Here is a 13,511-nt window from a genome sequence, read left to right on the forward strand (position 1 = left end):
AGATGCGCGTGAATCCCGAGTGTAGGCTCGGGCGGCATCTGTTTGCGCCAGCGCGGTCAGGGCTGGGGCGGGTAACCGGTCGACCGCAAGGTTAGAGAAGGGAAAACAATGGCGCACTTTGGTGTGCGCGCCTGCGAAGGGAAAGCCTAGCGAGAGCCGGCGCGTCGTACCCGGCGTTGACGAAACCCAATGCTGAGAGCGTCGTAACGTAATGGCTTATCGATCACTGAAGCGCGCTTCATGTCGTCGTGCCCGCTCGGGTTCAGCACTTGTCAGCCGCCCCACGTCCAGACGACCCCGCTCATCTCGTAAGCAATGTCCTGGACCGCTAACGCCATCTGCGTTTCTGATCATGCCCCGGCCTCCACCAAATGCAGGAATGCGCCTGCCGCACTTGCAAGCGCAGGCATGCCCTGTTCCCATCCAATGCTTCGAACCCGATTAGCACGCAGCAAAGCATGTTTAACATCTCCGCGGGCGACGGCGTCAATGAGACCGATGGTATGGTTCACAGCTGTACGAGAAGGGGATTCACCAGCCTATTTGATGCCTTACGCGCGAACGCCACGCAGCCTTGGCGTGCAAGCACCCTCACTAGTCAGACTCGCTTCCATATTTTTCTTCTGCCACGCTTCTGTTTGCGGCAAGGGTATACGTCCGCGCGGCCTGAAACGGAACCTGCACTGGCCCCTGTAGGCCCAACCAAAGGCAGGATCAATCGCGCGAATCTCACATTCGGACGGCTAAACCGACCCTGAATTAGCTCCCTTGAAATTTTTTTCCATCTGCATAAATTACCCCTCGCTGACCGCTTTGGGGCCAGCCTCGCCGTCCGCTTCGGGGGCGGCGCAGAGAACCCATCCATGTTGCTTTTCCATGAGGATATGGCCATGCGTACTCTTTTGAACGTAGCACCGCTTCATCGCTCCAGTGTCGGCTTCGACCGCATGTTCGACTTGCTCGAAGCCGCGGCATCGCGTGGGCAGGGCACGGAAAACTACCCACCGTTCGATTCCATCAGGATCTCCGATGACCAGTATCGCCTCACGATGGCCGTTGCTGGCTTCACGGAAGAAGACCTGGACATCTCCGCCCATGGCAACTGGCTCACCGTAGCGGGCGAGCGCAAGGCAGAATCGGGTGGCGAGTATCTCCACCGGGGCATCGCAACACGCCCGTTCGAGCGGCGTTTTGAACTCGCCGAGCACGTGCATGTCGTCGGTGCGCAGCTTGCCAATGGATTGCTTACGATCGATCTGAAGCGGGAGGTGCCTGAGGCCCTGAAGCCCCGTCGCATCGAAATTTCTGCCAAGGCCTCGGGCGACAACGTGCGCCAGTTGCAGACTGAGGCAGCGTGACCGCGTTCGCGTATCGCAAGCAACCCCCGCCGGCCGTCGGCGGGGGTTGTTTTTGAGAGTTCAGCCACACCGAAAAGCGAGGATGTCTTCCATCGTCAGAGGGGCAGGGAACAGGGGCGGGCGCCAAACGGGGTAGGTGGCGCCTATGACGCAGAAGGCGATGACAAGCCACGGCGCGCTGCGTGGATGCGTGCGCCGGTCACGGCTGCGCTTTTGTTGTGGCTTGCAAATTCTTGGCCCCGAGTCCGCTGAAGGACTGGCCCCTGTTTTTGTCGTCAAGATACCTTGCGGGCGGGGCAATGAGGGGCGCTTTTACTCATGATTTCCATAGGGCAGCGTCGCACGTCACCGCGATCGTTGCGATCTTGGGTACGACCGTCGGCCCCGCCTTTTAAGCTGGCGTGTGTTGCCCGTTGCGTGGCCGAAAGACTATCCAATCATTCCACGCTCGGCGGCGGCATGTCCTGCTCGTGTGTAACGAACATATCGCGCGCGGCGGAGCGTTCCGGAAGGATGTAGACGATGCCGCTGCTGTGTTCGAAGGCCGGCGCGATGAAACGTCCATAAAACGCGGACGGTACGTTGACGCATCCGTAGGAGATGCGGTTGTCCTCACTGGTAGGACTGGCCAGGCGCTGTGCGCGTCGTTCCAAGCGCGTCCCGGGGACGACGGGGTGTAAGGCGAGAGCCGTGGCGTAGTCAATCCACAGGATCGACTCACCGTGCAAGCTGCTTCCTTCCGACGCCACAAATCGGCCGGCGGGCGTAATGCGATCCGCCGGCGGGATGGCGACCACTTTCTCGTCGCCGATGCCCGCACGAGAGCGATCGCCCTTCGTCATGCCAAGCAAGGCAGGCGCGCTACCTTCAAGATGGCCAAGAGCGTCGAACACGAAGACACGTGCGTTGAGCTTGTCGACAATCACGTAAGGCAGGCCGCCGCTGTCATGCGAGGCAATTGCCCAATGGGCTACGTACCGGACGTCCGCAGAGGCGAGTTGGATGTCGTTGGGGCGTGGCATCGGGAGATCCATCCGTCAGTTCCGATACGGCTTGGGAGCAAGGAGGGGCCTTGCGTAAGCGGGGCGTCTCGTCGGTGCGGCGGGGACGGGCGCTTCCGCCAGCATCATCGTCGGCACAGGCTCCGACGTCACTTGTACGAGCGAACCTTCAGGGGCGGTGGGCAGCAAGCCGAACGCTGTCAGCGGCCAGACGATGCCGAATACTGGCCCTGCCGGCGAGGGAAGTGCTTCGACGACCGCAGGCGGGGGGAAGGGTATCGTTCCCGAATCCGGGTTGGTGTCAATGGCAGAAGGACCTGATGTTGGTGTCGAACCCGGAGAGCCCGGGGTCTCGGGCGACGTCGGGCTGTCGGTCGGCGACGTTGGCGACGTCGGCGTGGCGGGAGGCACCGGGTTGTCAGTCGGCGGCAACGGCGTCGTCGGTGGCACCGGTGTGTCCGGCGTGGTCGGTGGAACAACCGGAGCCGCGGAAATTGTCCCTGTTGTGTGCGCAAGCGCCGGACCGCAGCAATTGAATGGAAGCGCATAGTCATTCGCGTCGATGCCCGCCAGGCTGTAGCCAGTGAAGCTGATTCCCCTGTCGGCACCCGGATCGGCTGAGTCGAAGTTGGCGCTGCTGCCTGTCCCGGCGACCAGCACAACGCCTGGCGGTGTCCCCTTCAGGTCAGTCAACGTGGTGCCAGTTGACCCATCTTCGACCTTGTCGCCGCCAGTGGCGAAGACAAGCATGCGTTGGTTGATGACCGAGCTTCCGACCAGGGTAAAGTTATTGGAATAGTCCGTGGGCGCCGTATAGGAAACGGGGTTGTAATAGACATTGATGGGCGCGTTGGTGACCGCCGACGGCGGTGCGGCAGCGGCGAAGACGACAGTGCCGCCGCCAATGCCAGGCCCGGTGCCATCCGTGTCAGCGCTCAGCGTCAGACCCAGCGGAAGGGCCAGGCTGCGAGCGGCGTCGGCCGTACCGCGGGTAAGCACGACGGCGCTGCTGATGTTCACGTTGTTACCGGCGCACATCATCAGGTTGCCGTCCGTCACGGTGATTGCCGAATCCGCGTTGACGTCGCGGCCTGCGGCGAGCAGGACGCTTCCCCGCGTGGCGCTGATGGCGCCCTGGACGTTGATATCCCGTCCGCAGCAGACGGAGAAATTCCCATCCACGGCGGTAATCGCCGCGTTGATGTGTACATCGCGGTCCGCGGTCAGGCTCAACGTGGTAGGTGCACCACTGGCTGTCCAGGACACGGGATCGTTGACGAAAATATCGCCCGCATCGGCGCCGGCCCCCACCGTTGTAATGGCGATGGAGGTCGTGACGAGCTGGCCTCCCAGCGTGGAACCGGCAATGTCGTCCCCAGGCGCGCTACCGATGGTGAAATCGTGGGGATCGATCAACCATGTACCCGGTGCTCCAAGTGCAGCGACTGTCGTGACCCGTGCTGTCGGACGAACACTCACGTGCGCGGCGGATGTCTCGATGAAGCCGCCGTTACCACCGTCCGGCGCGCTGGCGTCGAGTGTCCCATTCACGTTGACCTTGCCGCCTTGCATATCACCCATCAGCTGGATGGTGCCGGCGCGATCCTGAAGCGTTCGCGCTTCGATCACCCCCGTGTTGTTCACGGCGGAGTCGAGCAACCCACTGGCTGCTTGCGCGGTCAGTAACACACGACCACCGTCTGCCCGAATCAGCCCGCCGTTTTCCGCCAGCGCATCGATGGCGCCTTGCGGCACTGACACATTGAGCAGGCCGTCGCCCGCAACATCCAATGTAATGGCTTCGCCTGCGGCAAGCGCCACGCTTCCGAGCCGCGCCGAGATAACGCCCTGATTGCTGACGCTCCTGCCCATCAGCGCGACATAGCCGCCTTCGGTCACTTGGATGTTACCAAGGTTGACCACCGAGCCCCGGCCGGCATGGATAAACGCATACCTGCCTGCCATGAAGTCCGCGTCGGAGATCGCCATCGTGGAAGCGACCAGTCCGCCGACATTGACCGACGATCCGCGGCCGAACAGGACGCCGTTAGGGTTGATCAGAAACACCTGCCCGTTGGCGGCGAGGTTACCGAGGATGACCGAGGGATCGCTGCCGATCACCCGGTTCAGGGCGACCGAATGAATATCCGGCTGCGTGAAGCGCACCGTCTGGCCGGCCGGAATCGAGAAGCTCTCCCAATTGATCGCAACCTTTGCGGTGGATTGATTGATGGTGGTCGTCGTTGCGCCGTGGGCGATGGTGGCCTTGCCGGCTACGACGACGCCCTGGGTCACGGCGGCTCGCGTGGGCGCGGCCACGACAAGCATCAAGGCAGCAGACAGGGTCAGCATGGCCACGCCCCGGAAGGAGTTGGCGGCGCACGCGATGCGGGGGCTGAATCGGTTTTGGCTTTGCATGGCGGGTTCCTCGAGGGCGGTTCTGGCGTACAGGGTGGGCAGGCTTCAGAAGTACTTGATCGCCTGAATCCAAAAGCGCCCGGACTTGTCTGGCGCCGATACGGCGCTTTCGTTGCCCAACTTCCAGGCGTAATACGTCCTTAGGGAAAAATTGCCTTGCTCGGTCCAGTCCAGGCCGATGCCGACGCTGCTGAGATGCCGGTGGTTTGACGTGTCATTCCACGGATTCCGGCTAACGGTGACACCGCCGTTGTCCACGAACCCCAGCAGGTGCACGTCACCCGGGACGCGCGCGGAGAGCCCAGTGAGCAGCAGCCTGCCCTCGAGGTAGAGCAGATAGCCTTCGTCGCCGTAGGCCTCGCCTTGAGGATAGGCACGGATGCCGTCCATGCCGCCAAGGATCAATTGCTCGTAGGGGTCGAGATTCTTCGATGCCCACTGCGCGGTCGCCGAGCCGTAGAGCGAGAATGTATCGGTGACGTGTTGCAGCCTCGACACGTTCAGCCAGACCTTTTCATATGCGCCGTCCGTTCGGGCTCCGGCAACATCCGCAGCGCGCGCCCAGGGCGTCTGGATATCGAGCAAACCATGAGAGACGGCGAGGTAGAACGCGTTGTTGCCGCCTCCCCAGAAGCTGTCCTGCCGATTGCCATAAAGGCTGGCGGTAAGGACATCGGCGTTTCGCTTGGCGACGGACGAGAAGAGCTCGATGCGGTCTTCGTAGGTCCGGTGGTCGTAAGCAAGCGCGACATACAGGTTGCTGTTACGCGAGCGAATCAACGGTAGTGAACCGTACAGCGTCGCCACCTGGGCGTCGCCGTTCGCGTGCAAACCAGAAAACTGCTTACCGAGCTCATAACGCAGATCGCTGTAGGCGACGCCGATCGTCGCCCTGCCCACTTCCAGTTGGTACGACGCGCGCCCATAGCGAAGACCGTGCCCCGACGTTAGCAAACGCAGGCTGGCAACGTCGCCGTAGCCCAGCAGGTTGTTGGCGTTTACCGTGCCGCCAACACGGATGTTGCCGGTATACGGATTGCCGCCATTGTCCGCATCGACTTCGCCGGTGATGCGCTGGCCGGGGGTGACATCGACCAGCAGGTCCGAAAGACCCGCTGTCGGGCTCGGAACGAGGGTAGAACTGACGTTCACGCCGGGCAGGTCGGAAAGCAACAGCAGGCGGGTCTCGAGCGGATCGACCGCAATCGGATCGCCCGTCGTGAGCCCGCCTAACAGGCTGTTGGCTAGCCCGTCATTCAGGTCGCTCTGGTTGTGCAGGGTGATGTTCCCATAGCGCCCCTCGCTGACAGCGATCGTCACGGCGTTGCCAACGATCGTTTGTGCCGGAAGATAGGCACGTGCAACGAAGTAGCCGTGTTGGTGATAGTGCTCGGTGATCCGCGTGGCCATGACCTGCAGATCGGCCAGACCCAACATGGCGCCGGGAGTGAAGCCGGAGGCACTGATCAATTCCTCGACAGGAAAAATCGCCACCCCCGTGAGGTTCAGCGCGCGTACCTCGACCTTAGCGGTTCCCGTGCCGGGCAACTGCGTCGGGGACACTTGTTCAATACGCATGGCGGGCGTGGTGCGTGGCAGAGACGGTGCGGGCGCGATCTGCCTGAGTTGGCTACCCGCTCCGGGAATCGACTGCGTCTGCTGCGCCACGGCCCCTTGGCATAGGCCCAAGAGCATCAGCGGCAGCCATTTGATGTTTACGATCATCGCAGGGGTCTCGGTGGCGAATGGAACCATGGAGGGGGTTTGCGTCGGAAAGCACGCGGAGACACACAGGCGAGATCGGCCAACCTCTTGGGAGGCTGAGCGTGCACTTAGGTTGGGGAAGGTCCCGAGGATGATCGGGACAAAGGCGCCAGCACGTTCGTCTCGTGCGGTCGCAGCCTGTGCTATCAGCGATGGGGCCGCGCCTGGCGGCCGCTGACATTCGCGGTGGCGAGCTATTGACCTCGAGGTACCCCGACGGTCATGGGAAGACTAAGCTCTTGGACGACATTGAATGCGTCTTGGGGTGATGAAGGGGTGACGCGGCCGGAGCCTTCTTCACGGACAAAAACGGCAATGCGACATTTAAAAAAATTCGCCTCTCTTGTCGCTAACGGGGCACTACAAGCTTCTGTCTTTGGGTGATGCGCGCCGCTGCGTCATGGGTGCATCACTTCTGGTCTCAAACGCCAGACGAAGCAGATGGTCGGTGGACTCAACCGCCTCATGGCCATGTTGCAAAACTACTAGGGGGCCGAAACTCAGGCTTCAAATCAGCGCGCTGATCGCATCGGCGAGGCCAATCATGGCGGCTCCGTATCCCTCGCCGGGTCGGTTGCCCTCGGGGCCAAGAGCAAGAGACAGGCCGAGGGCCGCCTGAGCGACGGTTCGCCACCTTAGGCTAAGTGCTTGTTCCATGATGCGGTAGCTGAGGAAACGAGTCTCGTCCCACTCGCATGCCGACGCGGCCTCAACCAATGCGCGCGCATCCAAGGACATCTCGGCGATGCTGAGTAGGCGTGCCCTATATGACTGAGTTGTCAGATCCATAATCGGAGGCTTTTTGGTAATGTTCCACAGTTCACCATTAAACATCGTACGCTCTTCGTTCTTGGGTGACACGACGGCTTGGGGCGCGATTGGAACCCGCTGCAACCCGCACAACGCTAAGCGGGGGAGGGCCTGGCAAATGGTGCGCGACGGGCCTGCTTTTCGCATCGCGGCCAGGCCACTCACACCAATGATATCGAGCTCCGCAAACTTCAGCGTTTGGTCGTCTTGGTCGCCGTCCTGTTTCCTCGAGCGAGGCAACAGCGTCTTTCTAATGATCCTTGTCAGGGGTGACAATCATCCAATGAAGCTGCCGATGGACAGGTGAACGGAAGGATCATGTTGCATGCAGCGCTACGTGACATCAAAGCGCCATGTCACATCAATTGCGATGGCATCCGCGCGCGTTCGCGCCAGCGGCTTGCGAGGAATTGACCAGAGTCGCTCGTCACTCCCGGACGGGCACAGCTGCGCTGACCGGGCTGCGTGCGCCTAAGACGCGCCAGCCGCGTTTATTTCGGCATCGTTGCTCGCAGACTGGGGCGCCAGCACGACTTGATTACGACCATTGGCCTTTGCTTGGTAGAGACCCTCATCTGCGCGAACGATGAACTCAGTGGCGCTTTCACCGGGTGCCCATTGCGCCACGCCGAAGCTGCACGTGACCGTGCCCACATCTTCGAAAATGACCTGGCTAATGGCGTCGCGCAGTTTCTCGGCCGCGAGGAATGCCATAGGCCCTCCTGATCCGGGAGCGAGAACGATGAATTCTTCGCCGCCCCAACGCGCGAAGAAGTCGGTTGTACGAATGAGGTTCGGCACGAATCGGGCCAGCTGGACAAGGACCTTGTCACCGGCAAGGTGTCCGAAGGTATCGTTAACCCGTTTGAAGTGGTCTATGTCGCAGAGGATCAGCGACAGCGGCGTGCCATAGCGCTCGGAACGCACCATTTCACTGGCCAGCGTCTGATCGAAGGAAAGCCGGTTGTGCAAGCCGGTCAGAGCATCCGTGGATGCTTTGGCACCCAGATCCTGGGTCAACTCTTGCATCCGGATGCGATTGTCCGCCAGGACGTCATCGCGAACCCACCGTCCTTTGCCGAGAAGGTAGATCAACGTCATGATGGTCACCAAAAGGGTGATGACAATGCCGAGGAAACGCGTGGCGAAGATCTCACGAGTCGGCTTCAGGATTACCAGAGACCACTGGCTGTGCTCCGCGAAACGACGGCGCACATAGTTTCGTTCATTGTCGACCGTGGCCCAAGTTCCATCCACGACTTCGTGATCCAGCATCGGACGATCGTCCAGCTTTCCGATTTCGCGCGACACCGATGCCTTTGTGTCAGGCGGGAGTGGCCAGAGCGTCCGGTGCAGCGCATCGGGACGATTCGTCATCACGACGACGCCTTGCGGATCGATGAAAAAGTAGGGGCGGTCATAGTGCCGTAGATCTACTTCGAAGAGTTCCAGCGACTTCGTGAGCACCGCCACACCCGCGACTCTGCCGTCCGCGGCGCGGATGGGCTGGCTCGCGTGATACTCGTGCAGCCCGGCGGCCGCATCGAACACGAATTGATAACCGCCCGCGCCAGCCATGGACTGCCGAAAGTAGGGGGCCGATTCATAGGTCGGTGCCCCGGGTCGGAGATCCCGCGGATTGGAGGATGCCACCACCACCCCGTCCCCGTTGAGCAGGTAACCTCGCTGGGCGTCCGCCGCGTCGACACCCAGGTCGAGGAACGTTTGTCCGACGTCATGGTCAGGGCGGCTCCCGTCGGTCAACCACGGGCGGATGGACGGAGATCCGGCGAGCACCTTCACCATGGCATCGACCGTTGCCGTGTCGCCGGCAAGCCGGCTCGCTAGCAGGTCGATATCGCGCCGCGACTCTTCCTGCACGTTCTGCCGGTAGATACCCCCAAGGAACTCGGTGAGTGTCCAGCCCGAAATGAGAATGGTCCCCATGGCGACCAGGGTCCAGGTGAACTGCCGTCGGACGAACGCGGTATACCTCGCGGAAGCGAGCTGCCGGGCCAACTGCTGAACCCAAGTCGCCCACACGGAAAACGCGATCCAGCATGCCAGTAAGCCCCGTATGAGTTGGATGGGTGTCCCTGTCAGTGCGGCGAACCAGGCGTGGTTCACGCTGTTCGCCGGCCAGAATGCGACGGTCGGGACGATGGCTCCTGCGGCAGCGGCATAGAGCCCGAGTCCAAGCGCCGCCGAAAGGTGGGCATAGCGCGCCCCAGCCGGTAGCGACCTCGCCGCCCAGGCCAGTGTGAGAGCCGCGCCCAGCGCACCGGGGAAGGCGATCGCATATCGGGCGGCAACGTTGGCGGCGGTGACGCCAGCGGCGAGGCCGACCAGTGCCACGAGCATCGTCAGCGGTACATAGATCCATCGTTCGGGAAGGCTCAGGCCAAGGCGGATCGCTTCCAGGCGGGCGAAATCCAGCAATAACAGGAACGAGATCGTCATGAGCATCGTGCGCACGACCGAAAAGGCGACGCCATCGCCCACAATTAACGCGGTCAGGTCGAGCCATTCGCCTACGCCGTGGATAAGGGCGAAACTCCCGAGTACCGCCCACGCTTCTCCGTTGCTTTTGCTTCTCGCAATCCCCAGACACGTTGTGCCGAGGAGGATAAAGGCCAAACCATAGAAGAAGAAAATGAAGTCGAGCTGGTTAACGAAGAACGTCGACATCGTGGGTCCCTATGATATGGCATGCTTTCCTCGCGGCCGTCAGTCTCTGCACTGAAAGCCTGAGGTTATGGCCGCGCAAAAAGTGCAGGCCGGGCGGAGGCCGCGTCCGTCATGGCAAAGCAATACCGTCCACATGGCCCGAAGCAAATGGAATTCATCGCACGAAGAGCCACATCGCGCCCTGACCGGTGAAACGGATGTGAGAAGGTGTTCACACTCTTCCGTGCCCCTGTGAACATACTGAGATGAGACGGACCTTTCCCGTGGCGAAGAGGGCGCCATCTCAAGTGAATGCATTCGGGAGTCGAGTTATGGATATGTGGTTCGACAAATGGAGGGAGCTCTGCGGGCGTGTGCTGCGGATCGCGTGGCTGCGGCGCGACGTTCGTGATGGCGCATTCCTCGTTGCACTTGCCGGAATTGCTTATGCTCTCGCGCACTTTTTCGATCTGCCTAGGCGGATCTTTGCGTTTGCCCTGACTTACCAGCACCTGGAACTGGATGACATCTTATTTGTTGGCTTTGTTCTCAGTGTTGCAGTTCCCATCTATGGCATTCGCCGTTATAGGGACTTTACGCACGAAATGACGCGACGGCTCCGCGCCGAGCGCGAAGCCCGCATGCTTTCCGGACATGACCATCTCACGGGGCTCCCTAACGAACGCTTCTTTTCCCAGCGGCTGGATGAGCACCTTGCCGCCATGGAACACGCAGATGCGCTAGCCGTCCTTGTCGTCGTCCTCGGCGGATATCGACGCGTCTTCGATCTGCACGGTCACGGAGCCGCGGACGAGATGATCATCGACTTCGCCGGTCGTATCGCGGCACTGCTTCGCGAGGGCGCCGTCCTGGCTAGGGTCGGAGGGGACGTTTTTGCCATCGCCATGCCGAGGATGGTTTCACTGGATGAGCCGGCTGGGCTGGCCCATCGTATCGTGCTGGCGATGTCGGAGGCATTTTCCATCAACGACACCGGCGTAACCGTGGGCGTGAGCATCGGCATCTCCGTTGCGCCGAGCGACGGCATGACGTCGACAGTTTTGATCCAGCGTGCACAGCGAGCGATCTTTCGCGGCGAGACGGACGACCACTCGTCGGTGCGCTTCTTCGAGATGGGGATGGACGCCCACATAGATCGTCGTGTGCTCATAGAGAAGCGGCTGCGCAGGGCTGTAGCATGCGATGCCATCGTCTCGCACTACCAGCCCCTTGTTTCGCTAGACGACAATCGGATCGTCGGATTTGAGGCGTTGGCACGATGGAATGACGACGTGCTAGGTGAAGTCTCTCCGGAGGCCTTTATTCCGCTGGCAGAAGAGATCGGCTTGATCGGCGTTCTCGGGGACCATCTTTTCCGCCGCGCTTGTGCTGATGCTCGCCACTGGCCGGGTAACTTGTTCATGGCCTTCAACGTGTCGGCCATCCAACTCAAAGATCCTGACCTTGTAGACCGAATCCTGGCGGTAGCTGCCGAGCATGGGCTTAGTCCTGCGCGCCTGGAGATCGAGATCACGGAGAGCGTGATGGTGGAGCGTGTCGATGAGGCGCGATCGACCATGACCCGACTCCGCGAACACGGTGTCCACATCGTTCTGGACGATTTCGGCACCGGATACGCCACGCTAGCGCAACTCCTTTCATTCCCTCTCGACAAGATCAAGATCGATCGGCGCTTCGTCACGCATGTGGTCACCGATCGCCACAGTCTCGTGGTGATTCGCGCGATTGTGGGCCTTGCTAAGGGCTTCGGCCTGATCTCTGTTGCCGAGGGTATCGAGGACCCCGAGCAGCTGAGCTGCTTGAAGCGAAACGGATGCACGCAAGGGCAGGGTCACTGGTTCGGTCAGGCGGTTCCTGCTGCCGGCATCGAAGCTGTTCTCGCGAAGAACATAACCACTCCGAGCCCCCGCTATCGCCCGGGAACCAAGGGCGAGTCCGGAACGGTGATTGACGTCGGCTAATCTGAAAGGAATCGGAGGAACGTGAGCGGCAACTGCACGGCTCGCGTGGTCACGTGCCGATGGGCGAATACCGTCAAGTGAGTCGATGGACAGCCACCGCGCGCTTAAGGAGCAGAGCGCGAAGCTGGCTCACGCTAAGGGCGCGCAGCTGGCGCTGAGCGCGGAGCAACTCGACAACAGCGTCGACTGGGCTGGCGCAGGCCTACTGCGCCGGCGTGCTTTCCGTGTTGCCGGTCCTGCCGGCTAGCGTCTGACCACCCCGCGGCGGTCCATAGCCCGGCGGAGAAATCAGGGCGTACTCCCGTCTGACCAGCAGCGGCAGGTCGGTCCAACGAACGCAGCCAGCTCGTCGGCCACCCGAAACATGCCAACCCCGTAATTCGCCTTGGGACAGTTCAACAGAGAGACGGACGAACAGCATGCCAGCGACCGTCGTGAGGAACACCATGTCCACGGACAATGGCGCGATGAGAAGCGTTCCTATCGCAACAATCACAACGACGACGGCGATAACGATATACCCGTCGAACCGGAGAAAGGTGTCTTTGTCCATGCTGCGTCTGGGTCCTTTTGAAAACGACGCTCAGATGTTGCCGAAAGGACCTTTGATCGTCTCTCGGCGAATTCCTACACGTTTTCGGGGGTGCAACGAAACGTTCGGGGGGACCATGCGGATTGATCGGTCGCATCTATAGCGCGGAAAATCCGCCGTTGCCTTCGATCGCCCTGACTGCGCCATCGCGCGGTCAGAAAATCGGCCTATATCGTGGCTAAGCTCGGCTAACGCAAGCTGGACGGGGCACTCGATGAGATGGGTTATGGCAGCCGCGCTGGTGGCAGCGTCTTGGGGTCAAGGAGCATTCGCCCGAGAGGCCTCCGAAGACGCGTTGTGCCGCAATGGGTTGTTTTCGTCCTCCGAAAGCCATTGGGCAATGGCGCGGGTGATGGGGTCCGAGCCCGTTGCTCTGCTCGAGGACATGAGCAATTGCCCGGAAGGGGGCGCTCCGGCATGTGAGTCGGGCGAGTACGCCAAGCCCGGTGAGCGGGTGATTCTGGGACAGTCGTCAGGCGAATACCGCTGTGCTTATGCGCCCGATGCCCAGGGCGGCGGACGCGCGGGGTGGATACCGAGTCGGCGCTTGCGCCTGCTGCCAATCGTGGCTGTTCCTCCCGTGGGTGCGTGGACCGGGATGTGGTCAAACGGAACCGACCGCCTCCGGTTGACGGCGAATGCCGACGGGACGCTCAGTGGTCAAGGCAATGCCTACTGGCCCGGCCCGCCCGGAACGAACATCGCGCCGCTCGCCCGGCACTTCGGTGGCATATCCGCCCGCGCCGCGCCGATGGGGCAGCGTTTAGAGTTAAAGCAGTCGGCTTGCCAGGTCACCGCGTGGCTGTTGAACGACCTTCTTGTCGTCGATGACAACGGGCAGTGCGGGGGCATGAACGTTCGCTTCAGCGGCGTCTATCGTAAGCGTGCAACGGGGTCACCTCCGCAGCCTCACTGAATG

9 protein-coding genes are annotated in these 13,511 nt (G+C 61.5%); 3 read left to right on the plus strand and 6 right to left on the minus strand.

Translation table 11 applies throughout. From position 1 onward, the window contains the following. Positions 1-863: 863 nt before the first annotated feature. The gene (locus tag BJI69_RS13715; protein WP_343123167.1) at positions 864-1,358 is read left to right on the plus strand and encodes an Hsp20 family protein; all 495 of its coding nucleotides are present in this window, start codon (positions 864-866) and stop codon (positions 1,356-1,358) included. Positions 1,359-1,795: 437 nt separating this feature from the next. Here BJI69_RS13715 and BJI69_RS13720 read toward each other — a convergent pair whose 3' ends face one another. From BJI69_RS13720 to BJI69_RS13740, 5 genes are all read right to left on the minus strand, one after another. Next, the gene (locus tag BJI69_RS13720; RefSeq protein WP_046967258.1) at positions 1,796-2,380 is read right to left on the minus strand and encodes a hypothetical protein; all 585 of its coding nucleotides are present in this window, start codon (positions 2,378-2,380) and stop codon (positions 1,796-1,798) included. A 15-nt stretch (positions 2,381-2,395) separates the two neighbouring features. Then, entirely contained in the window at positions 2,396-4,711 is a 2,316-nt protein-coding gene (locus BJI69_RS13725; RefSeq protein ID WP_244890721.1) for a two-partner secretion domain-containing protein, read from the minus strand. 111 nt (positions 4,712-4,822) lie between these two features. Further along, positions 4,823-6,502 carry a ShlB/FhaC/HecB family hemolysin secretion/activation protein gene (locus BJI69_RS13730; protein WP_046967221.1) on the minus strand — a complete coding sequence of 560 codons (1,680 nt, stop codon included), beginning with the start codon at positions 6,500-6,502 and terminating at the stop codon, positions 4,823-4,825. Between the two features lie 546 nt (positions 6,503-7,048). After that, the gene (locus BJI69_RS22335) at positions 7,049-7,375 is read right to left on the minus strand and encodes a hypothetical protein (protein WP_125903058.1); all 327 of its coding nucleotides are present in this window, start codon (positions 7,373-7,375) and stop codon (positions 7,049-7,051) included. Between the two features lie 447 nt (positions 7,376-7,822). Further along, positions 7,823-10,039, minus strand: a complete 2,217-nt coding sequence (locus tag BJI69_RS13740) for a sensor domain-containing diguanylate cyclase (protein ID WP_046967223.1) — start codon at positions 10,037-10,039, stop codon at positions 7,823-7,825. Between the two features lie 311 nt (positions 10,040-10,350). Between BJI69_RS13740 and BJI69_RS13745 the strand changes: the two genes are divergently transcribed. Beyond that, complete coding sequence (locus BJI69_RS13745; RefSeq protein ID WP_052767116.1) at positions 10,351-12,000, plus strand: putative bifunctional diguanylate cyclase/phosphodiesterase; 1,650 nt, start codon at positions 10,351-10,353, stop codon at positions 11,998-12,000. Between the two features lie 202 nt (positions 12,001-12,202). Here the strand turns inward: BJI69_RS13745 and BJI69_RS13750 are convergent, their stop codons facing one another. Further along, positions 12,203-12,553, minus strand: a complete 351-nt coding sequence (locus BJI69_RS13750; protein ID WP_046967224.1) for a hypothetical protein — start codon at positions 12,551-12,553, stop codon at positions 12,203-12,205. A gap of 265 nt (positions 12,554-12,818) precedes the next feature. Here BJI69_RS13750 and BJI69_RS13755 point away from each other — a divergent pair, with 265 nt between their 5' ends. Then, a complete protein-coding gene (locus BJI69_RS13755) occupies positions 12,819-13,508 on the plus strand; it encodes a hypothetical protein (RefSeq protein ID WP_046967225.1) in 690 nt (229 codons plus the stop codon). Positions 13,509-13,511: the final 3 nt, after the last annotated feature.

This window comes from Luteibacter rhizovicinus DSM 16549, assembly GCF_001887595.1.
Classification (GTDB): domain Bacteria; phylum Pseudomonadota; class Gammaproteobacteria; order Xanthomonadales; family Rhodanobacteraceae; genus Luteibacter; species Luteibacter rhizovicinus.